We start from the raw sequence: 24,968 nt of genomic DNA on the forward strand, positions 1-24,968 counted from the left end.
GACGACCAATACTAACCCTACACTTACAGGTTCATTTGATTCCTCAGATGCAGATGTGTTTTCGGTGACGGTAGCTGGCACGACCTATATTTCAGGAACAGATGCAGAGTTGACCAACAGTGGAGATACCTGGTCATTAGACTTAAGTGGCATTGCTGCGCTTACCGAAGGCATTTACCCTGTGATAGCTACAATCACGGATGCAGCAGGCAATGAAGTATCCGATGTGACGACCGATGAGTTGGTGATTGACACGACAGATCCAGCGACCCCTGCGGTAGTGAGCCAGACGACCAATACCAACCCTACGCTTACAGGTTCATTTGATTCCTCAGATGCAGATGTGTTTTCGGTGACGGTAGCTGGCACGACCTATGTTTTAGGAACAGATGCAGAGTTGACCAACAGTGGAGATACCTGGTCATTAGACTTAAGTGGCATCACAGCGCTTACCGAGGGCACTTACCCTGTGATAGCTACAATCACGGATGCAGCAGGCAATGAAGTATCCGATGTGACGACCGATGAGTTGGTGATTGATACAACTCCGCCAGCAATACCAACGATCACAAGTCTGATCACAAATGATACAAGCCCTGTAATCTCAGGAGCAGCAGAGGCCGGCAGTACAGTTGAGTTTACTATAGGCGGAGCAACCTACAGCGTGGTTGCTGATGCTTCCGGAAACTGGTCTGTTGACACAGGTACCGCAACTCCTGATAGTGGAACATTTACGGCGCTATCCGAAGGCACATATGATATTAGTATCACATCAACAGATGCAGCAGGTAACTCCAACTCAGATACAACCACTAATGAATTAGTTATAGATACGACATCTCCTGCCGTACCAACAATCACAAGTCAAACGTCGAATGATCAGTCACCAGTGTTGGAAGGAACAGCCGACGCAGGTAGCACAGTTACGGTAGTAATAAATGGGGTTACGTTTGAAACAACAGCGGATGGAAGTGGGAACTGGACCATTGACACAGAGACCTCTACTCCAACAGCCGGAGGACCATTTACGAATCTAGGTGAAGGAACATATGATGTAAGTGTTACATCAACAGACGCAGCAGGTAATAACTCATCAGATGCTAGTACAGATGAATTAGTTATAGATACGACATCTCCTGCCGTACCAACAATCACAAGTCAAACGTCGAATGATCAGTCACCAGTGTTGGAAGGAACAGCTGAATCAGGTAGCACAGTTACGGTAGTAATAAATGGGGTTACGTTTGAAACAACAGCGGATGGAAGTGGGAACTGGACTATTGACACAGAGACCTCTACTCCGACAGCCGGAGGACCATTTACGAATCTAGGTGAAGGTATTTATGATGTGAGTGTTACATCAACTGATGCATCGGGTAATAGCACATCAGATTCGAGTACAGATGAATTAGTTATTGATATCACAAATCCAGCTATTCCGACAGTAGTAAGTCAGACGACTAACGATACAACTCCAATAATAATAGGAACGGCTGAAGCCGGAAGTTCAGTTTCAGTTGTAATTGGAGGGGCGACCTTCGTTGTAACCGCAGATGGAGGTGGAAATTGGACGATTAATACCGAGGTGTTGACACCAGCTTCAGGAACCTTTAATCCTAATGTCAATGGAACAAATGAGGTGGAAGTGACTAGTGTAGACGAAGCGGGAAATAGTTCATCAGATGCAACAACCGGAGAATTGATCATTGATACTACGGATCCGGTAATTCCTACTGTAACCTCTCAAACAACCAATGATGCAACGCCGATAATAACCGGTACAGCAGAAACTGGCAGTACAGTAACAGTAATTGTAGCAGGTGCTACCTACATTACCACGGCTGATGCTAGTGGAAACTGGAGTATAGATACAGAAACAATTACTCCAAATTCTGGCACTTTTAGTCCAAATACCAATGGTGCAAACGAGGTTGAGGTTACCAGTATTGATGAAGCAGGTAATTCGACTTCAGATACGAGTACCAATGAATTAACAATTGATACGACCGCTCCGGTCGTACCGACAGTAAATTCTCAGATAACAAACGATACATCTCCGATAATCACAGGGACGACCGGTACAGGTAGTGCTTTACCTGCGGGAGAAACAATGACAGTCACAGTAAATGGAGCTACTTATGTTGTTGTTCCTGACGCTAGTGGTAATTGGAGTGTTGATCTGGAAACAGCAACTCCCGAAAGCGGTACCCTAGGTACATTTATTGACGGATCTACATATCAAGTTGAAGTTACGGTTACAGATTCTGTAGGCAACAGCTCTACAGATGCAACGAGCGGAGAGTTGGTTATAGATACATCAGCGCCTGCATCGCCAACAGTAGCCAGCCAGGTAATTTGTGAGGGGATAAATCCAGTAATTACTGGTTCATCAGGAACAGGCTCTGCCTTAAATACAGGTGAAACAATGACGGTAACATTGAATGGAGCAACCTACACAATAGTTCCTAATGCTAGTGGGGATTGGAGTGTTGATACCAATACAGATACACCATCAAGCGGAACTTTGGGGGCATTTAACGGAGGGGTAGATTATACAATCTCAGTGACTGTTGCCGATAGTGGTGGAAATAGCTCTTTTGCAACCGGAACGCTCAGCATTGTGAGTATTCCAACGGTAACATTGGTTGGTAGTAGTTCACCAAGCAGTTGCGATGGCTCTGATGGTAGTATTTCATTGAGCTTCACAGACGTTCCAAATGGAACCTATTCACTTAATTACGTAGATGGATTATCAGTTAGCAAAGTTTTTACGAATGTTACTGTAAACGGAAACACAACACTTATCTCAGGCTTACCGGAAGGCATTTATAATAATTTAACTATTGCAGTTTCAGGATGTACCTCAACCGAACTGGTTGATGTTACATTAAATGAACCTGCAATACCTACCATTTCTGTGACAGGAAGTACTGATCCTACAATATGCGGTGGTAACGGTACTATTTCATTATCCTTCACGAATGTAGTCGACGGAGTTTATCAAATTAACCACTCATCAGGATCCTTTAATAATGTTAGCGTGAATGGGGGAGCTGCTTCGGTTGTTGCTTCTCAAGGGGGGTATACTGACTTAAGTATTACGCTGAATGGTTGTACTTCCACGGATGATCCGGATGTATCGCTAGCTGATCCTACAACTCCAACGATAGCTTTAAAACAAGAAAATAATCCTACTACATGTGATGGGACAGATGGAAATATTCAATTGACAGGATTAAACCCATCAACGAACTATGCTGTGACGTATCAAGATAATGGTGCTACAGTTTCAACTTCAGTATCATCTGATGCAAGCGGAGATTTAGTTATTAATGGATTAAACGCTGGCAGCTATTCCAATATCAATGTCACAATTACAGGTTGTACATCTAATACATTAGCTGGCCCCTTCACATTAAATGATCCTGATGCAGCAACTATTACAGTTGATTCATTTACCAATGCTACTACCTGTGGTGGATCAGAGGGAACAATAATCTTGAACGGCTTAAGCACTTCTACAACATATACGGTCAGTTATAAAGCAAATGGAACAGATGTGAATTCCACAATAGCCTCGGATGCCTTGGGTCTACTCACAATATCTGGTCTTAATAATGGAAACTATACAGATATAGAAGTTACTGAGAGTGGATGTTTGTCAAATACAATTTCCGGACCGGTTGTTATCACTGATCCTTCACCGCCATCTATCAGCACAACTGTTGGTACAGATCCTTCATCCTGTGCCGCAACAGACGGGACAATTGATTTGAATGGGTTGAGTGATGCACTGACTTATGATGTGTTTTATGAGTTTGGTGGTACCGCAACTAACCTGACAGGTCAAGCACCTTCATCTGGAACGATCACTCTCTCAGGATTGAATGCTGGTACTTATACAAATGTTGGCGTTACTCGTACCAGTGATGGGTGTCAATCCAATGTGATACCAAGTATTGTATTGAATCCTCCAGATATAGCACTAGGAACATCTGGTAACCCTACGGTTTGTGACGGATCGGACGGTTCAATTGAGATTATCGGCTTAGCAGCATCTGCATCATATGATATTAATTACAAGCTGAATGGGGTTGATGCTACTACTGTAAGCATCACATCCAATAGTGATGGCGAGTATATTTTGTCAGGGTTATCAGCAGGTTCATATACTGAGTTGAATGTTACCAATAGCGGATGTGTTTCTAATAATATTTCAGCCACCCTTGTATCTCCATCGTCACCTGCAGTCACGCTGGGAGCACTTACAAATCCAACCTCATGCGGAGGTTCTGATGGAAGTATTCAATTATCAGGATTACAAGCTTCAACCACATATACCGTGACGTACACAACAGGCTCTGCAGTGTCAACTAACCTTGCAACTGATGGTAGCGGAGATATCATTGTTTCAGGTCTGGAAGCCGGAACTTACACCAATATAAGTGTGACGCTAAGTGGATGTCAATCTAACATTATTTCAAATGCGGTTCTTTCAAATCCAGCATCGCCTTCTATAACGCTTGGATCTAATCCTGAAATTTGCCTGGGAGAGACATTCGCAGCTTTAAGCTTTACGGGAATTTCCGGAGATCCAGATCAATATAGCATTGATTATGACGCTTCTGCTGAGGCACAAGGGTTCGTTGATGTAGTTGATGCCTCTTTAGGCTCGAGTCCAATTAACTTGAATGTACCCGGGTCAGTCGGTGTTGGTACTTACAATGCAAATATTAGCGTGAAGAGCTCTGGAACTAACTGTTCAAGTTCCGTGACTGCATTTACCATAACAATTAACAATATTCCAGGTATTCCAACTGTGGATGCACTCTTTACAAATAATGCTTCGCCCATTTTAACTGGTACTAGCGATGCTGGAAATAATATCACGGTTGAAGTAGGAGGAGCTACTTATGTAACCACATCCGATGCAAGTGGAAATTGGTCCATAGATACATCGAGTCCAGCTAGTGGATCATTTTCTCCAAATGAAAATGGTGTTAACGAAGTAGTTGTTACAGCGGAGAATGGAGGTTGTTCTAACTCGGACGTTAGCACAAATGAATTGACTATCGATACGACAGCACCCACAACTCCTGTTGTATTTAGCCAAGTAACAGGTGATACCACTCCGATCATTAGAGGAACTGCAGAACCAGGTAGTACGGTGACTATTTTAGTAGGAGGGGCCACATACGTAGTTATTGCGGATGGAAGTGGAAATTGGTCAGTCAATACAGAAACAGCAACATCTGTAAGCGGAACTTTTAATCCAAATATTAGTGGTGTAAACGAAGTGGAAGTCACGTCATCTGATGCTGCCGGCAACAGTTCGTCAGATACTTCAACCGATGAATTGACTATCCTTTCCGGTGATTCTGATGGTGATGGAATCTTAGATTTGGATGAAGACATTAACGGCGATGGCGATCCTACCAATGACGACAGTGATGGAGACGGGAACCCAGATTATTTAGACGAGGATGATGATGGAGACGGCATCCTTACAGAGGACGAAGATTTAGATGGTGATGGCGATCCAACCAACGATGATTGTGATAATGATGGCATTCCAAACTATCTGGATACGGACTATTGTGATTCTGACGGTGATGGAATATTTGATGATGATGAAGATACGGATGGCGATGGCGACCCATATAATGATGATTGTGATGGAGACGGCATACCTAACTTCCTCGATACAAATCCATGTGATACTGATGGTGATGGATTAGATGATGGTGATGAAGATACAGATGGAGATGGCGATCCTTACAATGATGATTGTGATGGTGACGGCATTCCTAACTTCCAGGATTCTGATAGTTGTGATACTGATGGTGATGGAATCCTTGATGAGGATGAAGATGTCGATGGTGATGGTGATCCTTCCAATGACGATTCAGATGGAGATGGCGATCCTGATTACCTGGATGAGGACGATGATGGCGATGGAATAAACACGGAAGATGAAGACACAGATGGTGATGGTGACCCTACCAACGATGACTGTGACAATGATGGAATACCAAACTATCTCGATACAGATCCATGTGATACAGATGGTGATGGCATCAATGATGATGATGAGGATACAGATGGAGATGGTGATCCATATAATGATGATTGTGATGGAGATGGAACGCCTAACTTCCAGGATGCTGACCCATGTGATACAGATGGTGATGGTCTGGATGACGGGGAAGAAGATACAGATGGAGATGGAGATCCATACAATGATGATTGCGACGGAGATGGAATACCAAATTTCCAGGATGCTGATAGTTGTGATACTGACGGTGACGGACTGTTAGATACAGATGAGGATACAAATGGTGATGGTGACTTGGATAACGATGATTGTGACGAAGATGGAATACCAAATTATCTGGATACTGACCTTTGTGAGAAGGTTACCCCTAGAAAGGGATTCACTCCAGATGGCGATGGAATAAATGACTTCTTTTTTATCAAAGACATTGAATTTTATCCGAACAACACAGTTCAGCTATTCAATAGATGGGGTAACAGACTTTTCGAAACACGAGGCTACAACAATCAAGATAAGGTTTGGAGAGGAGAATCAAACTTTGGTCTGGTTCCTGGTCGGAATGAAGTTCCTGATGGTACATACTTCTATTTGATTGACCTTGGCGATGGAAGTGAACCAATAAGTGGCTTTGTAGTGATACGAAGATAAGTAGTGGTGATAGACCAGTTAGTGGTTGGGGGCCGGATTTTATCCGGTCCTTTTTTTGATAAAAGCAAAAAGCAGTCAAAGGACAATATTTATCATCTGGCGAGCCTTTTTATTGGGTCACCGAATATCGGCCTGAGCGACCTCATTTAGAGGTTAATATTAAGGTAGAATTAAACTTGAAAAGCAATGAACAAAGTTTGGTGTTTCATTCTATTGATATTTGGTCTCTCTGTATCTATTCACGCTCAGCAGCAGGTAATGTTTACCCAGTACATGTTTAATGGATTGGTACTCAATCCTGCGTATGCCGGAAGCCATGAATCGATAAGTTTAACAGCTTTAAATCGCATTCAATGGGTTGGAATAGATGGAGCTCCGAATACACAGACATTTTCTGTTCATTCACCGGTTCCCGGTAAGAATATAGGACTTGGAGCATTCTTTGTCCGTGACAATATTGGTGTTACCACACAGAATAACTTTTTTTTAAGCTATGCCTATCGTATGCAGATGAGCAGGGGTATACTGTCATTTGGACTACAAGGCGGGTTTAGTGACACCAATGTTTCATACGATGATTTGGGAATAGGTGATTCAAATCTTTCCGGTGCAGAAAGCACCTTTAAACCCAACTTTGGAGCTGGAATTTACTATTTGACCGATAGGTTCTATGCAGGAGCGTCTGTGCCATACATCATGCGGAATTCTTCCGACGATGAGGGAAACTCATTACAATCAGATATATCTACGGAGCAAATTCAGCATTATTATATTACTTCAGGGGCAGTTTTTGATCTTTCCCCATTAATAAAACTGAAGCCTAGTTTCTTAATAAAAGCAGTTTCTGGAGCACCAGTTGAGTTTGACTTAAACGCCAATGTGCTGTTTGATGATAAGCTTTGGTTAGGTGTGTCATACAGAAGTTTTGACTCAATCGACCTTTTGCTTGAGCTTCAACTAAATACACAACTGCGACTTGGGTACGCTTATGACATTACCACTTCTGATTTACGAAAGGTCAATTCAGGCTCCCATGAAATTATGCTTAACTACCGATTTGTATTTGCCAAGAGTAAAATAGTCACGCCAAGGTATTTCTGATAGAGCATCAGATCAAACCATATATATGCCCAAATTCAGGATTAGCCTCAACCTAATTGCATTTCTTCTTTTGACCCTACTTAGTAGCGGTCTAATTCTTTTTATAGTGCACAGAATAAACGAAAATGAGAAGGAAAATAGGCAATCAAAACTTGAAGAGGTAAATCAGTTTGCAGTAGCTGAATTTACAGAATCTCTTAAAGTCTTTACGGCATACATGTCCGGGATTAGATCCTATCTCAAAAATGCTGAGGAATTCCCAACACAAGAAGAGTTGTTTAAATACGCTCAATTTCATTTGAAAGATCTTGATAAAAGTGATTCTTTGATTCTGTCATATCTAAGCTTAGATCACAAATTCATTTACTCTTTCAATCGCAATTTGATCAACCCTAATGGGTTAGTTGGCATGATGATTAAGGAATTGAGAGACCAGTCCGAAATAGACAGGCTTAACCTGATGGTCAAGGACGAAGAGTTTCACTTGTTTCCGCCTATAAATTTGATCGAAGGATGGGCTGGTTTGCCACTTAATTTTAATCTGAGAAGAGGCGATAAATCGATTGGATACATTGCATCTATTGTAAGTACCGGATCATTAATTGCGCCTATTTACCAAAATAATATTGTCAATGAAATGATCTTTACTTTTCAGGTTGGTGATATTTATTTTGATCAGGAAATGGTATACGATACCGTAAATGAGAACAATAAGTATGATTCGTTACCCCTAACAATGTTTCATCAGTCAGATAATGAATTTATCTACTCAGATTTTAACCTTTATGGTCAAGCCTTCAGGATTGGGACAGCTTACAAAGTAATTGAGGCTGGAAATAATAATATTGCTTTTCTGATCTATGGATGGTTTGCAATGATTTTCCTTTTTAGTTTGAGTGCTTTTTATAGAATTAATAAATATAGAAAGTTGAATAAAAGTCTTGATTTGACGGTTGAGTCTTTGAACTATCAGCATAAACTTCTGGTCAAGAAAAATGATGAATTGATTGAGTCAAACCAACTAAAGGATAAAATATTTTCCATTGTTGGTCATGACCTTAAGGCCCCTCTTTCTTCTGTACATTCTGTTATGGAACTCATGCAGAATAAAACATTGTCTAGCAATGAATGTATGAACATGATGACGATTTTAGAGCCAGTCGTTTCGAATGCTTCCGAATTACTGGAACGCCTTCTGAAATGGTCCATGATCAATACCAATAAAATTCAGATAAATCACGAATCTTTGTCTCTATATAGGGTTTGTTTGGAAGTGAAAGAACTTCTTAAGGCAAACGCTAATCAGAAGTCCTTAGAAATTAGACTGGATATCCCAAAGGATCTGAACGTTTTTGCGGATCATAATATGCTTGCCTTTATGGTTAGAAATATTGTTGGAAACGCAATCAAATTCAGTCGGGAAAATGAGCAGATCAGACTTAAAGCAAGAATGGATGGCTCAAAACAGGTTTTGCTATCCATTTCTGATAATGGTGTAGGGATGACTAGCCAGCATCAAAGTCAGATATTTGAAATTGAAAACAGTAAAATTAAAGTAGGTACCGATGGAGAAAAAGGATCCGGTCTGGGACTCGTAATGGTAAAGGAGTTTGCCGGATATAATCACATAGACATTGAAGTGATTAGTGCCGAACATTTAGGAACTACTTTTAATTTAACGATTCCAACCGGTTAATTTTAATTTTTTCTATGGTCTCTAAAAATCTACTATAATTTATTTCAGACTTAATTAGATAGTCTGTGATTTCATTCTTGAAAAAAGAATCAACATATTTATGATTTGATGACACGACTATGATTTGCGCACTCAGGTTTTTGTTTGGAGTAAATCCTGTTTCATAGAATTCTGAATCAATAAATATTATATCAGCATCCGCAAGGTTATCAGAGTTGGCAATTGAAAAACCTTCAGTCTTTTCTATAAAGTTGTAAATAAGTTCTTTAGAGAATTTATCTTCATCGCAAACAATACATGTATAATCACTCACTTTGTTCGACATTAATCATATTGATTCAATGTCTAAATTAGCCCAGCAGCCTTATTTATAATGAAGTAATCGCTCATTGACATCAAATCATCGTTGACTGAATATTTAAGAGCGTTAAGGGATTTAAGACTAAAATGTGCTGATTTTGCTCATCAATTTGGGTCGCATGGATTGGCTGATTGGAATGATCTTTTCTCCCACCTGAAGATTGCTCTGATCAATATTTTTGATCTTGTCAAGCCGAACGATAAAGGAACGGTGCACACGAACAAAGTCCTCATTTAAACGAGCCTCAATCTTTGACAGAGTAGAGTGTATTACATACACTTTCTTTTCTGTTCCGATCTTCACATAGTCTCCATACGCTTCAAAATATTGAATATCTTTAGTCTTAATACTTACCAGTAAAGACTCATCCCGTACATAAATTGAATCGGCAACTTTTTCATTTTTAGGTGTGAAATTTTCTTTAGCTTTTGTCACCGCTTTCAAAAATCTCGCATAATCGTCTACCGGTTTTACAAGGTAGTCCAGCACATTTAACTCAAAAGCTTCCACAGCATAATCCTTATTGCCTGTGATTACAACGGTCTGTGGGATCTGGCTGAGTGATTTTAATAGATCAAATCCGGAGAGTTCCGGCATTTCAATGTCCAAAAGAAGCAGGTCAGGGCTTGATGCAATAATTGCATCCAGACCTTCCAACGACTGATCATACGCCCCTTCCAATGAAAGAAACTTCGTATTCTTCACAAAGGAAGACATAATCTCAAGCTGAAATTTGTCATCATCAACAATAATGGTTCTTAGCTTACTACTCATTGGCTCTCAATTCTTCCAGTACTTTTTCTACTTCTTTCTGATGTATTAGTGCTTTTTCCAATATCCTGGATTTGGTCATATCTCGATCAATCATTTCCTCAATTTCCTCTGCTTCCTTGCTTAATCCTTCCAATCCACCAAGCGAAAGACTGGACTTGTTTTTATGTGCATAAGCACGCAATGAGGAAATATTTTCATCACTAATGGAAGCTTTCAAAACCTCATTTTCTTCAATGAGTGTTTTAACAAATACGTCAAAGTATCTTTCAATCTGACTTTCACTTGCTCCTAGCGTTTGTTGTAATTTATTTATAATAAGAGAGTCTACGCTTCTTTCCTCTAAAATATTTGATGAAGGATTCAATTGAGCAGATATTTTTTGATAAAAATCAGCAGGATGAAATGGTTTGGTAATAAAACCATCCATTCCGGATTGATAGACTTTGCTTTCGACATCTCCCATTGCTGCGGCAGTAAGCGCAATGACATGCAAGTTTTTTATCCTGTTTACCTTACTTGAACGAATCGCTTTTATCGTTTCATAGCCATCCATCACAGGCATTTGCAAATCCAATAGTACCAGATTTACTTCCTTTTTTTTAAGGATATTAATGGCCTCTTTCCCATCACCAGCTTCCAAAACTTCACAGCTCCATGTTTCTAAAAAGTCTTTTGCAATTGCTCTATTGAAAATATTATCCTCTACCAGTAAAATTTTTGCATTTAATGGTTGAAATCCTGTATCACTGATGGTGGTTTTCCGTACTGTTTCTACAGATGAACGCGGCATTATTAATTTAAACGAAAATACAGAACCAAGACCTTCTTCACTCACAAGATTGATGTTGCTATTCATTATTTCCAATAGCCGTTTGGTGATAGCAAGACCTAATCCTGAGCCACCGAATTTTCGGGTTGTTGTTTTATCTGCCTGAATGAAAATATCAAAAATCTCACTTTGCTTTGCTTTTGGTATTCCTACTCCTGAGTCTTTAACTGAAAATTGAATTTCATCAAAATGATCATGTGAGTTTGTTACCCGGAGGTCTAGCGATACCTGTCCTTTGTGGGTAAATTTTACAGCATTGCTAAGTAAGTTGTGTAGTATTTGGCTGATTCGAACCGAATCCCCAATATAGAAATTGGAAAGTGACTGATCGTAATGAATATCTATCTGAATTCCTTTATCCTGCGCCTGAACTTTATAATTATTGAAAATACTTGACACAAGTTCATTCAAATCAAATGCCGACTTATCAATTTGAATCTTTCCTTCTTCAATCTTACTGAAATCAAGTATATCATTCACAATCGCCATCAGGTTGTTGCTGCTTTGTTCTAAGACCCTCAAGTGAGGGATTTGTTGCTCATTTGGAGATTTTGCTAGCAATAGATGTGTGGTTCCGATAATCCCATTCAATGGCGTTCTGATTTCATGCGACATCATTGAAAGGAAGCTATCCTTTGCATCTGAAGCCGCCTCAGCAATTCTTCGGGCTTTATCCAGTAATTCTTTTTCTTCTTGTGCTTCGAGTATATATCCGATCCAATTAGCAAATAGCTGTAAAAACTCTTTGTCGTAAGTACTTATTTTATCAAGATTATGATCAAAACCAAGAAGGTCAACAGTCCCATACTTTTCTCGATTTTTAAAAATACATGATCCAAGATATGTACCTACAGCATCATTAGGAAAGCAGGGATGTACTTCAATGTTTTTGTTTTGATCGGTATCAGTCAGTAAGATTCCTCCTTGCTCGAAGGCCAAATAAGGAGATGATTTTTCCAGTGCGTAAGCTGTTGAATCATTGATCCTTTTTTTTCTGGAGAAACTATATCTAACGGTAAGTGAATTATCTTTTATCTGGCTAATAATACCCACATCCATTCCGAGATGAAGGGTGACCTTTTTTATGGCAATGTTTAATACATCTTCATCTCTTACTGATAGGCTTGCTAACTCGTTCAATAAGGTTAACCCATCTAGATGTTTGCTTATTTTTATTTCCTCACTTTTCTTTTCTGATATGTTTCTGGAGGATGTCTGAAATGAAGAAATAACCCCTTCTTCGTCATTAATAGGGTTGGTGTAGGATTCCATCCATACATATGATCCGTCCTTCCTTCTCAGACGGTATTCCACATTACTAATGCTTTCTCCTTCCAGTGTCTCCTCATGAGGTCCTTTTTGTAACCTTTTAACATCCTCATGATGGATAAATTCATAGGGATTTCTGCCTACCAACTCATCCGCTGTGTATCCGGTAATTTCACTCGAAGATGGCGAAACGTACTTATAGGTACCATCCGGCTCATGCAGGGCTATTAGGTCACTGGAATTTTCTGAAACCAATTTATAAAGTGATTCCTTTATGGCAAGTTCTTGTTCCAGCTTTTTTCTTTCGGAAATATCCCTTGAGATACTTCGCAATCGTACCATTTTTTGACCTTCATAGGCCATGGTGGTGCTTTGAGACACCCAAATTGGATTCCCATTTTTTTGCTTTAATCGATATTCGTAATTACATCTTTCCGATTTTCTTTTAAACTGTTCACCGTAAAACGCTTTCATTTCTTCAACGTCCTCATCGTAGATCATATCCCAGATGGAAGTGCTTAATACCTCTTCTTTATTTCTTCGAAGCATTTCAAGCATCTTACTATTGGCATAGGTGCATTTACCATCTTCATCCAGCTCAAAAACTCCGTCTCCCAGGTTTTCGACCAGTTCATTGAAGTCCTGGTCAGATTGTGTTCGCCTGATATTTTCCCTTCTCAGTTGCAGGAGAGCCACAACCTGTCTAGACAATGCCCATAAAGTATCTTTCTGTTCTTTTGTTAGTTGCCTTTCTTTGTGATCGATGACACAAAGTGTTCCGAGGGTGTGCCCACCATCATCTGTTAAAGGAGCGCCTGCATAGAATCTTACATACGGTTCACCAAGAGCAAGCGGGTTATTATGAAATCGCTCATCTTTCAGTGCATCCGGTACTTCCAATATTTTATCCGGTTCATTGATTGCGTGAGCACAGTAAGCAAGCTCACGTGGAGTCTCCTGTACATCCAGGCCATGATGAGACTTAAACCACTGTCGTTCTTCATCAATGAGACTAACAAGGGCGATAGGCGTGCCACAAATCTGAGAAGCAATTTTAGTAATATCATCATAAGCTTGATCCGATAGAGTGTCTAGAATCTCATAGGACTTGAGTGCTTTGATCCGGTCGCTTTCGTTTGATGGGATTGGAGGGGTTTTCAAGTTTTTGGTTTAAAGGTAAAAAAGGGAATAATCATGGATGATGGAATTGTGAAATGTTTTCCAATTCTTTGGCAGATGGCAGGATAAACCTAACCAGTTTCTATTAGTTTCACTATTTTACAATCGATGAATGAAGAGGTGTTAAGGTGTTCTTGACTAGAAATTTTCAGCTAGCAATAATATTTAGTTTTCTTTTTTTCCCGGTGAGCGCACAAGTGACGTTGGAAGAAGAAAATAATATCTATAATGTAAATGCAGGCTCCACGGTTTACGCAACTATAGATACTATCAGTGGTAAGGAAGCTTGGATCGCCATTGTAAATAATGACCTTCCTTTAGTGGCCAATAAGGTTAATCCCGGAATCGGTAATTCTGCATATTGGATTCAAATCCCGATCACCAACAAAACGGAGGGAGCAAAATTCTACTTGGAAGTTGATTACCCACAATTGGATTACTTACAGTTATTCGAAATAGTAGGTGATTCTGTCATTCAGCTATTTGAAACTGGAGATCGCTTTGTTTTTGAAGATCGTCCGGTCTTATATCGGAATTTCACATTCCCGATTACAATCGAATCGGGTGAGTCAAAAACGTACTTATTGAATATTGACAAAAGACTTTCTGCTACTCGATTTCCACTGACGCTTTATGAGGAATCCGCTTTTTGGAACATGTATAATAGGGAGACGATATTTTATGGTTTCTGCTTTGGGTTTCTAGCTTTAGTTACCTTGATGTCCTTATTTATTGGGATAAGACTAAAGCTGAATATCTTCTTCTGGTATGGGTTTTATATACTGGCTTTCGGACTAAGGTGCTTTGCAAAGTTGGGGTATGGCTATCATTACATCACCTCAAACTACCCTGAATTCAACACGCACTTCTTTCCATTTACTACTCAATTGGCCATGGTCTTCTTGATCATGTACATACAGCGATATTTTGATACGAAAAAGCATTTGCAGGCATTTAATAAAGTGATGGATGGGATTCTTTGGTTGTTTTTGATTAGCTCTTTAATATGGATTTTATTCCCTGGGTTTATCGTAGCGCTAGCCCCAGCTTTGATTTCAATGCGATATGTGTTATTGATACTTACCATCATATTCGCATATACTAGTGCTATAAACCACCTCAAAATAGATGCTTTCAGATCAAGGGTTTTTCTGATAGGCTATTCTGTTTTTTTCTTAGGTGTAATAAGCCAGATTTTGATAGAATATGGTGCTATTAGCTCATCTTTGGTTCCTGGTGATATGTTGTTTGTGGGTTTCTTTATTGAGGTAGGAGTGCTCACTTATGCCATGGTTTATTTGATTTTTGGAATAATTAACGAAAAGCGGACCCTCGCTTATTCTAACAAGAAGCTCACAAGCCTCATCCAACAGTTTGAAGATAAATCCCGAAAGGAGGAACAACCATTTGTGGTGTTAAAGAGCAAGGCCGTGGTAGATCCGTCTCGCATAAGGTATATTCAATCGGATGATCACTACCTGGAATTTTATTTGAATGATAAAAGCAGGCCGGAAGTAGATCGTAATAAACTGAGTGCGATCCTGAAGATCCTTCCACCACAATTTGTTCAGATTCACAGATCCACAATTGTGAACCTGGAATACGTGAAAACCATTTATGGAAATTACCTTTTACTAAGGGATGGAGAGGAGTTAAAGCTTTCCAGAACCTACAAGCCACAATTGGAAGAGCGCCTGTCAAAGTAACAACTCCTGCATTTCACGCTATGCAAGCTGTCACTCACGACAAAAATTCGTTTTAGCCGAAATAGGTACCCTTAATTAGGGGGTATGAAAACGACTAGCAACATAATTGAAGAGAAGCTTAATAATCGAGAAATCCAACTCATTAGATGGCTTAATAAGGGGTATACCCGAAGTGAAATCGCCGACAAAATGGCTATGAGTATTCATACATACGATGGGTACCGAAAGAACATTCGTACAAAGCTTCAGATTCGTAATCATGCGGACTGGGCAAAGGTGCTTTATCAGGTTGCTTAATATTCCAATAAGTCATCGATGGCAAAAAATAACAGGTTAGACTTGCTGAGCAGGCGTGAGATAGAACTTATTGAGTGGCTCAGTAAAGGTTTATCGAGGAGTGAAATATCAGATAAGATGAATGTAAGCATCCATACCTATGATGGGTATCGCAAAAGCATAAGAATAAAGCTTCAAATAAAGAATCAGGCAGATTGGGCAAAAGTACTTATGCAGATTACCTGATCTCACAATGATCAAAATACTTCGAACGATTCCATTCCCATCTTGTTTTATTAACAGACTATTTATCAAAAACAAACTTTCAAAAAATGGATGAATCAAAAATCTTGAATGAAGCAGATATTGATCATAAGAACAAGTATGAAGAAAGCATCAAAGCCTTTGCTGATACCTTGGAGGAGCGAATTGAATTCTTAAAAAAGAAAGTCTCGGATGTAGAAGCTTCAGCCAAGGATAAATACGAAAATCGTATTGAATTGCTTAGAGAAAAGAGAGATGCCTTCAAATCTGAGTACTCGAAAATGAGAGAAACAAGTGAAGAAAAGTGGAATGAAGTGAAGGAGGATTTCTCGAGAAAGGTGAATGAAATAAAAGACGAGACAGAGGAAGCATATACCGGAATTCGGGATGGTTTTTCTTATCTCTTTGATAAGTTGAAAAATTAAAAATCCCTTTTTAGAAGAATGCCGGCATATTTGTCGGCATTTTTTTTTATTCCAGAATGATGTTTTGATGCCTTGAAATCATAAAAATCAATTTTATATACTTGTGCCTTTCAAAAAATTAAAACCCTAGAAATAAGATGAAGAAAGTTTTACTATTGATATGTTTAGTGGCTGGTATCAACATGGTCAATGCCCAGGATGAAACATCATTTAGCGATGAAGAACTCACCAAATATGCAACTGTTATGGTGTGGGCTGAAGTGGAAAAAGAAAGAATGACAGAAGTGTATAACGGCTGGATCAACAACGATGAAGTATTGGAAGCAGCCCGATTTGTTGAGATAAAATCTGCAAACGGAGACTCTTTGAAGTTGCAGGAGATTGAAGCAACGGATGATGAGATAATGGCATTTCAGCAAATACAAGTGGATTATGATTCTATGACATCTTCTTTTAAGGAGGTATATATTGGAAAAATCAAGGGAGACATTGGAGCAGGCTTGTACAATACCTTAAAGAAAGAATTGAAATCTAGCGAAGGAACTAAAGCCAGATATCAGGAAATTTACAATGGTTTAAAAGAAGAAAGTGCTGTACGTGTGGAGGATGAATCTGAGGAATAGCAAATTAATTGAAATGGTGAAGGAAAGCCTTACCAATGTGAGGCTTTTCTATTTTCAATTAGTGTATATTCTGAAATATCGAGGACAAAAAGAAGAATAAAGATTTTCAGTTCGTTTCAATCAGAATGATGTTCTATTTTTTATCCGGTTTATTCCCATCATTATTTATATCTTTCGCACATCGAAAACCGGTGTGATTTAAGGAGGATTGTTTCTCCAGACCCATTCTTCGGGCGGTTCGATATCCACTACAGTAATTGTCATTACAAAGAAAGGATCCTCCACGTGTCACATACTTTTCTGAAAGTGGTTCTCGAGGATCGTATGAACTTTCAGGTCCCTTTGGGTTTGAGATAACTTCGCCGGCGGGAGTCAAAGAATATGCTGAAAAGTGATATTTATCTTCACAAATTTCCCAAACATTTCCTGCCATATCAAAAAGACCGTATCCGTTTGGAGGATAAGTTTTCACAGGCGCAGTTCCAAAAAAACCATCTAATTCAAGATTTTTGAAAGGGAAAACCCCCTGCCAGAAATTAGCTTTATCGTATGCCTTTTCGATGGATTCATCGCCCCATGGATACTTGGAGTTTTCGATTCCACCCATTGAAGCCCATTCCCATTCTGCTTCCGTAGGAAGTCTTTTACCTGCCCATTGGGCATATGCTTGTGCATCCTCTTTAGTAATATGCACGACAGGGTGGTCCATTCTATTTTCAATACTGCTATTAGGTCCTTCGGGATGACGCCAGTTGGCCCCAATCTTCCATTCCCACCATTGTGAATAGTCAGATAGATTTACCTGAGATGATGTCATTTTAAACACCAATGATCCTGGCAATAAAAGTGAATCTCCCGGTCTAGGTGTACCCTCGGGCAACTGTTTTTTAAGTTCATTCCAGTCAATTGCTCTTTCAGCCACCGTTTGATAATGAGTAGCATTTACAAATTCTGAAAATTCCGAGTTGGTAACCTCTGTCTCATCTAAATAGAAATGGAAAACTTGCACTGTCCTAATTGGAAACTCATCATCTTCGGCCTGTCTACTCCGACCTCCCATTTGAAAGGTGCCAACAGGAACGTAAACCATTCCATCTGGAATATCATTTTTATCTCTTGAATTATTTTTTGTACATCCACAAAAAAGAATAAACAGAAGAAACAAAGAATATTTGACCATCATTCATTGAATTATTTGGAAATTGTCCTAATTCCATCCTTTTCTAAGATAATTAGCTTCTTCTTATAAAGAATCCCGACAGATCTTTTGAAGTTCTTCTTACTCATTTGCAATGCCGACTGGATTTCATCAGGATTACTTTTATCATGAAGAGGAAGGAAGCCATTAGCAGATTTTAGTTCATCCAGTATCTGTTGGGCACCCATTTCCAAATTCTCCAAACCAACTTTCCGTAGGCTTACATCAATTTTGCCATCTTCTCGAATAGACTTGATATAGCCTTTGATACGATCACCTTCCAGAACATCGTGAAATAGATCACTCTCATAGATCAAGCCACGATGGCTGTTGTTTATCACTACATTAACGCCTAGTTCTGTTGTGTTTGCGATTAGCAAATCCACCTCTTCACCTTCCTCTACGGTGATTTCTGGTTTGAAGTACTTAGCGATTTTAGCCGTTGCTGCCAGGCGATCTGTTTTTTCATCGAGGAATAAATAGACCAAACACCAATGTCCTCGTTGTAGCTTATTCTTTTGTTCACGAAATGGAACCAGTAGATCTTTATCAATCCCCCAATCAAGAAATGCCCCAACTGCACTGGCATCCTTCACTTTCAGATAGGCAAACTCATTTACTTGAGCGTATGGGATTTGGGTTGTACAGATTATGCGATCTTCCGAATCACGGTAGATGAAAACTTTTAGCTCATCACCTTCTTCGGTTCCGGGAGGAATATATTTAGTCGGAAGCAAAACATCTGTTTCACCGTCTGTCAGGAAGGCACCCGGGGTGGTGATTCGATCTACTTCTAACGTTTGGTAAGTGCCTACATTCATGGGTGCAAAGGTACCGGAGACCGAGCTCTTAGAGGTAATCCGGATTGAAAAGAAAAAAAGTCCCAGGAGAGGGACTTTTTTAGTCAAGTTAAAATGTTTATTGCTCAACCAGCTGGATGTTTAGGTGCAGCCTTATTTCATCACCCACTACTACACCACCGGCTTCAGTTACCATATTCCAGGTTAAACCAAAATCTTTTCGGTTGATTTTGCCATTGATCTCAAATCCTGCTTTATTCTGTCCATATCCATCCACCATGGTTCCACCGTGTTCGACATCCAATGTTATTTCTTTAGTAACATCCTTGATGGTAAGAAGGCCAGACAGTTGGTATTTGCTACCTGTCTTTCTTAATAGGCCATTGAATGTAATGTTAGGATAGCTAGCTGCTGCAAAGAAGTCGTCACTTTTTAGGTGATTATCACGATCTGCTACATTGGTGTCAATGCTGTTGGCGTCCAGGCTGAATGTGGCTTCTGCACCATCAAAATCCTCACTTTCAGATTCTAAATCACCTTCAAAGTTTTTGAATGTACCTGTTACGGTTGATATCACCAGGTGCTTCACCTTAAATTGAACCTCGCTATGAGTAGGATCAATTTTCCATTTTGTTTTAGTCAAAGTTTTCATTTATTTTTATATGTAGTTACAATAAATGTATATACATATAAATATATAAAATAGTTTCACCAATCTTAAAAATTATTTTTTTATAGCTTCATTTCAGGAATATCGCCTTCAACTACAAGACGTCCGGCTGTTGCATTCTTGATTTCATCTACAGAAATCCCAGGAGCTCGTTCTATCAATTTGAATCCAGCAGGAGTGATATCTAATACCGCCAGATTGGTCACTATTTTTTTCACGCACTTCACGCCGGTAATGGGTAGGGTACATTCAGATAAAAGCTTAGACTCGCCGGCTCGGTTCGTGTGCATCATAGCTACAATGATATTCTCAGCAGACGCCACTAAATCCATCGCACCTCCCATGCCTTTCACCATCTTGCCGGGAATTTTCCAGTTAGCAATGTCCCCATTATCAGCAACTTCCATTGCACCTAAAACGGTCAACTGAACGTGCTGGCCTCTGATCATAGCAAACGATGTAGCAGAATCAAAAATGGAAGCTCCGGGTAGGGTAGTAACAGTTTGCTTGCCGGCATTTATGAGATCTGCATCTACCTGCTCTTCCGTTGGGAAGCCTCCCATACCTAACAAACCATTCTCCGATTGAAATTCTACATCTATTCCTTCCGGAATATAGTTGGCCACCAGGGTTGGGATTCCTATGCCCAGGTTCACATACCATCCGTTTCTCAGTTCTTGCGCGATTCGCTTCGCTATTCCGTCTTTATCTAACATGTTAATTTGATGATTTGATGATTGTTGGGTTAGAAGATTGATTGTTCCGTTTTGATGTGCCAATGATTTTTGATAACACTTTAATGATTGAGGTTAAATCTGTATTTAAACCTTCTGGTGTAGGATACGAAGTTGCTGCTGAGCAAAGTTTTAACCAGTATTCTGTTTCGTCAGCTTCTTTTGCGGCTATCTTTAATTTGTGAATGAAGTCTGCTTTGCTTTCGGCATTTTGAGCTTCATGCACATTAGCTCCAATGGAAGTTCCTGATTTTAGAATTTGATTTGCAACGACAAATTTCTTTTTACTTTCGAGCAATTCCGCATATTCTATAATCTTCAATGCGAAACCAAAACTCAGCTCAACGATTAAATTTTCTTTATCATTCCTCATCTTCAAATCCTTTCATTTTCAAATCCAATTATCGTGTGGTTCTCTGCTCAATTCGTTTTTCGTATTTCTCACCCTGGAATATTCGTTGAACAAAAATCCCCGGAGTATGGATAAAGTTAGGATCCAATTCCCCTGGCTCTACCAATTCTTCTACCTCTGCAATCGTAATTGTGCCGGCCATTGCCATTGGAGGATTAAAATTTCTGGCTGTTCCTTTAAAGATCAGGTTTCCTGCTCTGTCACCTTTCCATGCTTTCACAATAGCAAAATCAGCAGTGAGCGCAGATTCAAGTATGTGCGGCTTACCATTAAATTCACGAACTTCCTTTCCTTCCGCTACTTCAGTACCATAACCAGCAGGAGTAAAGAAAGCTGGTATTCCGGCACCTCCGGCTCTGCAACGCTCAGCCAGTGAACCCTGTGGAATAAGATCTACTTCTAGTTCGCCACTCAGCATTTGTCTCTCAAACTCCGCATTCTCGCCAACATAAGAAGAGATCATTTTTTTAATTTGTCGTTTATGAAGTAAGAGTCCAAGGCCAAAATCATCCACTCCGGCATTATTAGAAATACATGTAAGTCCTTTTACTCCTGATTTCACAAGAGCGGCAATGGAGTTTTCCGGGATACCACACAGCCCGAAACCACCCAGCATAAGGGTCATATTATCTTCAATTCCGCGGATGGCTTCTTCCGCATTGGCTACTACTTTGTCAATCATGGTTTGAAGTTATTGTGAATGTGCAAATAAAAAAAGCCATCCGTAAACACAGATGGCTTCTTTGTTTTTTCGCCGAAAATTATTCGTCTTTAAGACATTCTACCGGATTTATCCGCGTGGCTTTTATTGTCTGATATGCGATAGCAGCCAATGTCAATAGGGTTGCAACCACCACAGGCATGGCTATTAGCATAAACGAAATGTTGGTACGGTAAACGAATCCTTGAAGCCAATCACTCATAAACCAATAAGCTACTGGTAATCCAATCATAAATGCAATAACAATGAGTATCAGGAAACGATTACTAATAATCAACCAGATATTTTGGGTTGAAGCACCGAGCACTTTGCGGACGCCTATTTCTTTGAGCTTGGTTTCGATAATGAAACCAACCATTCCGATAAGCCCCAAACACCCAATGAGTATGGCAATTACAGCAAATACTTTGATCATAGTTCCCAATCGTTCCTCTTTTTGATATTGATCATTAAATAAGTCGTCAACAAATCGATAATTCGGATCACTTTCCGAATCAAATTGAGCAAAAACATTTTCGATATAATCAAGTGTTCCTCTAACATCTTCAGCACCTATTTTAAGGCTTATACGACGATACCCATCTCTTATGAGAAACAGGGTAGGAACAATTGGACTATGTAATGATTCAAAATGAAAATCTTCCATAACACCAATGATTCTGCCTTCCGATGGACCATAGCCTAACTTTTGTCCCACTATTTCGGCAGGGTCTTCAAATCCCAAAGCCTTGGAAGCTTCCAGATTAATAATGTAATACCCGGTTACCATGGTGTCCTGGGCCAGTTCTGTCTCCATACCATCTCTAAAGTTTTCTCCAGCTAACATGTCTATCCCATAAGTGTCCAGGAAATATTTGTCAACTGTAACTACGGGAAGCCTAAAGCTGGTGGCTATAGCAGAATCTCCTTTGTAAAAACGAGATCCCCAATTGTCGGCCAATCTACCTGTAGGAATCCTGGAAGAAAATGCGGCTTTTTCAATTTGTGGATTCTTTAGTAGCTCACTTCTAAATGTTTCATTGCTATAGTCTCCTCGAGGTAATCTCAAGGTAACCATGTAATCCCTGTCAAATCCCGGATCTGAATTTCGAATAAAATTCATTTGACTTTCAATCACTCCAATCGCAAACAGGAGCCCGATAGTAACAATGTACTGGAATGTGACGAGAAAGGATCTGAAATTCCATTTACTGGAATTCATCGATTGTTCGCCCTTCAGTGCCTGCACCAAATTGATTTTAGAAAGAAAAACTGCAGGATAAAGGCCAGCTAGTCCACCTACCAATATCATTAATAAAATGAGTCCTATAAAGATGTCTGTCTGAACAAGTGGATTAAATGAAAGCTGTTTTTCCATGAACTCATTGAGATAGGGAAGTGCCCATAAAATCAGCAATACCGCAAGAGGGAGAGAGACTAGCACCACCAGTAGTGATTCAGATAAAAACTGTTTGATCAAAGAAGATTTAAATGCTCCAATCACTTTTCTGACGCCCACTTCTTTCATTCGTCTGGAGTAATGTGAGGTAGCGATGTTCATGTAATTGACACAAGCAACAAGTAGCAAGAGTATCCCCACAACACTGAAAATATACACTTGCTCTATGGATCCGTTCGTTTCATATTCACCTTCCAGGTTAGATTTTAAATGGATATCCAGCAGTGGCTGAAATTCAAAATCGTAAAAGTCACGTGCAGCTACACCTGAATCAAAATTTCCAATGTACTTATCCCAAAACTCATCATTGGCAGCATCGGTTAATCTTGGGATGTCTGCTTCCGGGTTGGTGCGAATGAAGGTCATCCAATTGTAATTACCTCCCACATTGCTGGCAGCCTCTTCACCCATAATCATTTCCACAAAACGAATAGGAGCCAGGTAATCAAAATGAAAGTGCTGCTGGGCTGGCATGTCTTCAATCACAGCAGTTACCTTGAATGGAGCTTCATTGTCATCCCGTGATAAGCTCACCGTTTCACCTATAATGTTTTTTTCCTCCCAGTCATTGCCAAATATTTTGATTGCTGAAGCGCGGGTAAGAACAAGCGAATAGATATCGGGGAAGGCAGATTCCGTGGAACCCGCTAAAAATTTAAAATCGAAAATCTCAAATGCATCAGGATCACAAAAGATCACAGGTTCGCCACGAAATGTTTGTTCCTGGTACTCCAGATCTGGGAAAGCCCATGGATAGAATCTTGTTGAATGGGTGATTTCAGCATAATCTTCTTTTAAAAGTTTTGCATGACCCGCAGACGCAAAAGCCCATTGTCTGCTGATATCTCCATCGCGCGTGTAATTTTTCACAGTAACACGATAGATGTTCTCTGCATGTTCGTGATGCCTGTCATAACTGAGCTCGTCTTTAACGAATAGTGCTATGAGTACAAATGCTGCAAGGCCTGTTGATAAGCCTATTACATTGATAACCGTACTGGATTTATACTTCCAGAGGTTTCTTAGTCCGATTTTAAAATAATTTTTAAACATACTAGTTTCCTTTTCGATTGAGTTTTGAGCTTCTATTTTTTTGACCATGTCAGGTTTTAAAAGCCTGATGATTTGCCAGGTATACCAGCGTTTTGCTCTGATTAAGCTGGAGCCCTGCGCTTTATGTTGAAATTCCTCTTCCAAATCCCCCTGCACATCCTCGTAGTATTCCGATTTGAGAAACCATGCTAGAAATTTTGTAGACCAGGAAGGGGGAGAATGCCGCTGCTTATCCATGCTTTTGAAAATTCATATGACACATCCGGGATAGCTGACCAAAGCTTCATTCGAGTTTCTTTGCTATGGTCCAAAGCTGCCTTGCCCGTTTTGGTGACCTTAAAGTAACGTTTTCTTTTACCACCTCGAATGGCTGTAGCTTCTCCTAGTTCAGATTTTAAATAGTCCTTCTTTTCCATCCTTCGGAGAGCGGTTTGTAACGCACTTACACTGACCTTCCGATCTAAACGATTCTCAATTTCTTCTTTGATGGACACTCCGTAAGCATCATCGTGTAGAATCGCCACCGTGAGTAAAACGATTTCTTCAAACTCGCCTAATTGATATTCTTTCATTGCATGGGCTTTAATTTCTAAATGTAAATTAAATATAAAATTTCTAAACGTAAATAATATAAGAAGGTTGAAAAAAGAGTCGTGCCACCCCACCAAGTGGTGGGGGGGAGGTGAGGGAAGAATGGAAAAGGCCAAAAAAAAACACCCCCCAAAAAAAAAAAAAA

At 39.8% G+C, this 24,968-nt stretch carries 19 protein-coding genes; 8 read left to right on the forward strand and 11 right to left on the reverse strand.

Annotated elements, in window-relative coordinates:
* The 3 genes from RIC88_RS00350 to RIC88_RS00360 all read left to right on the forward strand — a co-directional run.
* Positions 1–6,703: Ig-like domain-containing protein (locus tag RIC88_RS00350; protein WP_350215384.1), on the forward strand; the 6,703-nt coding region annotated here is incomplete at its 5' end.
* Between the two features lie 186 nt (positions 6,704–6,889).
* Entirely contained in the window at positions 6,890–7,804 is a 915-nt protein-coding gene (locus RIC88_RS00355) for a PorP/SprF family type IX secretion system membrane protein (RefSeq protein WP_350215386.1), read from the forward strand.
* 106 nt (positions 7,805–7,910) lie between these two features.
* On the forward strand, positions 7,911–9,500 hold the full coding sequence (locus tag RIC88_RS00360) for a sensor histidine kinase (protein WP_350215388.1): 1,590 nt from the start codon (positions 7,911–7,913) through the stop codon (positions 9,498–9,500).
* Here RIC88_RS00360 and RIC88_RS00365 read toward each other — a convergent pair.
* From RIC88_RS00365 to RIC88_RS00375, 3 genes are all read right to left on the reverse strand, one after another.
* The gene (locus tag RIC88_RS00365) at positions 9,475–9,825 is read right to left on the reverse strand and encodes a hypothetical protein (protein WP_350215390.1); all 351 of its coding nucleotides are present in this window, start codon (positions 9,823–9,825) and stop codon (positions 9,475–9,477) included. The genes RIC88_RS00360 and RIC88_RS00365 overlap by 26 nt on opposite strands.
* Positions 9,826–9,942: 117 nt before the next feature.
* A complete protein-coding gene (locus RIC88_RS00370; RefSeq protein WP_350215392.1) occupies positions 9,943–10,635 on the reverse strand; it encodes a LytR/AlgR family response regulator transcription factor in 693 nt (230 codons plus the stop codon).
* Positions 10,628–13,894, reverse strand: a complete 3,267-nt coding sequence (locus RIC88_RS00375) for a PAS domain S-box protein (RefSeq protein WP_350215394.1) — start codon at positions 13,892–13,894, stop codon at positions 10,628–10,630. The genes RIC88_RS00370 and RIC88_RS00375 overlap by 8 nt, the downstream gene beginning before the upstream one ends.
* Positions 13,895–14,097: 203 nt before the next feature.
* Between RIC88_RS00375 and RIC88_RS00380 the strand changes: the two genes are divergently transcribed.
* The 5 genes from RIC88_RS00380 (at position 14,098) to RIC88_RS00400 (ending at position 17,206) form a co-directional block, all read left to right on the forward strand.
* Positions 14,098–15,618 carry a 7TM diverse intracellular signaling domain-containing protein gene (locus RIC88_RS00380; RefSeq protein WP_350215396.1) on the forward strand — a complete coding sequence of 507 codons (1,521 nt, stop codon included), beginning with the start codon at positions 14,098–14,100 and terminating at the stop codon, positions 15,616–15,618.
* Between the two features lie 84 nt (positions 15,619–15,702).
* Complete coding sequence (locus RIC88_RS00385) at positions 15,703–15,915, forward strand: response regulator transcription factor (RefSeq protein WP_350215398.1); 213 nt, start codon at positions 15,703–15,705, stop codon at positions 15,913–15,915.
* 18 nt (positions 15,916–15,933) lie between these two features.
* Entirely contained in the window at positions 15,934–16,140 is a 207-nt protein-coding gene (locus RIC88_RS00390; RefSeq protein WP_350215400.1) for a response regulator transcription factor, read from the forward strand.
* Positions 16,141–16,226: 86 nt separating this feature from the next.
* Positions 16,227–16,583 (forward strand): sll1863 family stress response protein, encoded by a 357-nt coding sequence (locus tag RIC88_RS00395; RefSeq protein WP_350215402.1) that lies wholly within the window; start codon positions 16,227–16,229, stop codon positions 16,581–16,583.
* A gap of 137 nt (positions 16,584–16,720) precedes the next feature.
* A complete protein-coding gene (locus RIC88_RS00400) occupies positions 16,721–17,206 on the forward strand; it encodes a hypothetical protein (RefSeq protein WP_350215404.1) in 486 nt (161 codons plus the stop codon).
* Positions 17,207–17,339: 133 nt separating this feature from the next.
* On the opposite strand, the gene RIC88_RS00405 is transcribed toward RIC88_RS00400, so the two are convergent.
* The 8 genes from RIC88_RS00405 to RIC88_RS00440 all read right to left on the reverse strand — a co-directional run.
* Positions 17,340–18,389 (reverse strand): formylglycine-generating enzyme family protein, encoded by a 1,050-nt coding sequence (locus tag RIC88_RS00405; protein WP_350215406.1) that lies wholly within the window; start codon positions 18,387–18,389, stop codon positions 17,340–17,342.
* Between the two features lie 8 nt (positions 18,390–18,397).
* Positions 18,398–19,312: a CvfB family protein gene (locus RIC88_RS00410; protein WP_350215408.1), complete on the reverse strand. Its 915-nt coding sequence runs from the start codon at positions 19,310–19,312 to the stop codon at positions 18,398–18,400.
* 10 nt (positions 19,313–19,322) lie between these two features.
* The gene (locus tag RIC88_RS00415; RefSeq protein ID WP_350215410.1) at positions 19,323–19,856 is read right to left on the reverse strand and encodes a YceI family protein; all 534 of its coding nucleotides are present in this window, start codon (positions 19,854–19,856) and stop codon (positions 19,323–19,325) included.
* Positions 19,857–19,936: 80 nt separating this feature from the next.
* Positions 19,937–20,590: a 3-oxoacid CoA-transferase subunit B gene (locus RIC88_RS00420; protein ID WP_350215412.1), complete on the reverse strand. Its 654-nt coding sequence runs from the start codon at positions 20,588–20,590 to the stop codon at positions 19,937–19,939.
* Position 20,591: 1 nt separating this feature from the next.
* Complete coding sequence (locus RIC88_RS00425) at positions 20,592–20,981, reverse strand: four helix bundle protein (protein WP_350215414.1); 390 nt, start codon at positions 20,979–20,981, stop codon at positions 20,592–20,594.
* 28 nt (positions 20,982–21,009) lie between these two features.
* Complete coding sequence (locus tag RIC88_RS00430; protein ID WP_350215416.1) at positions 21,010–21,702, reverse strand: CoA transferase subunit A; 693 nt, start codon at positions 21,700–21,702, stop codon at positions 21,010–21,012.
* A 79-nt stretch (positions 21,703–21,781) separates the two neighbouring features.
* Positions 21,782–24,469, reverse strand: a complete 2,688-nt coding sequence (locus RIC88_RS00435) for an FtsX-like permease family protein (protein ID WP_350215417.1) — start codon at positions 24,467–24,469, stop codon at positions 21,782–21,784.
* A partial coding sequence (locus RIC88_RS00440; RefSeq protein ID WP_350215419.1) for a PadR family transcriptional regulator occupies positions 24,421–24,968 on the reverse strand: 548 nt, incomplete at its 5' end. The genes RIC88_RS00440 and RIC88_RS00435, both read right to left, overlap by 49 nt.

It is taken from the genome of Ekhidna sp., from assembly GCF_040220215.1.
Lineage (GTDB): Bacteria > Bacteroidota > Bacteroidia > Cytophagales > Cyclobacteriaceae > Ekhidna.

Coding starts and splice junctions, on each gene's coding strand:
- RIC88_RS00355 (WP_350215386.1), top strand. CDS start 6,890: ATGAACAAAGTTTGGTGTTTCATTCTATTGATATTTGGTCTCTCTGTA.
- RIC88_RS00365 (WP_350215390.1), bottom strand. CDS start 9,825: ATGTCGAACAAAGTGAGTGATTATACATGTATTGTTTGCGATGAAGAT.
- RIC88_RS00370 (WP_350215392.1), bottom strand. CDS start 10,635: ATGAGTAGTAAGCTAAGAACCATTATTGTTGATGATGACAAATTTCAG.
- RIC88_RS00385 (WP_350215398.1), top strand. CDS start 15,703: ATGAAAACGACTAGCAACATAATTGAAGAGAAGCTTAATAATCGAGAA.
- RIC88_RS00390 (WP_350215400.1), top strand. CDS start 15,934: ATGGCAAAAAATAACAGGTTAGACTTGCTGAGCAGGCGTGAGATAGAA.
- RIC88_RS00395 (WP_350215402.1), top strand. CDS start 16,227: ATGGATGAATCAAAAATCTTGAATGAAGCAGATATTGATCATAAGAAC.
- RIC88_RS00400 (WP_350215404.1), top strand. CDS start 16,721: ATGAAGAAAGTTTTACTATTGATATGTTTAGTGGCTGGTATCAACATG.
- RIC88_RS00405 (WP_350215406.1), bottom strand. CDS start 18,389: ATGATGGTCAAATATTCTTTGTTTCTTCTGTTTATTCTTTTTTGTGGA.
- RIC88_RS00415 (WP_350215410.1), bottom strand. CDS start 19,856: ATGAAAACTTTGACTAAAACAAAATGGAAAATTGATCCTACTCATAGC.
- RIC88_RS00420 (WP_350215412.1), bottom strand. CDS start 20,590: ATGTTAGATAAAGACGGAATAGCGAAGCGAATCGCGCAAGAACTGAGA.
- RIC88_RS00425 (WP_350215414.1), bottom strand. CDS start 20,981: ATGAGGAATGATAAAGAAAATTTAATCGTTGAGCTGAGTTTTGGTTTC.
- RIC88_RS00430 (WP_350215416.1), bottom strand. CDS start 21,702: ATGATTGACAAAGTAGTAGCCAATGCGGAAGAAGCCATCCGCGGAATT.
- RIC88_RS00435 (WP_350215417.1), bottom strand. CDS start 24,469: ATGGATAAGCAGCGGCATTCTCCCCCTTCCTGGTCTACAAAATTTCTA.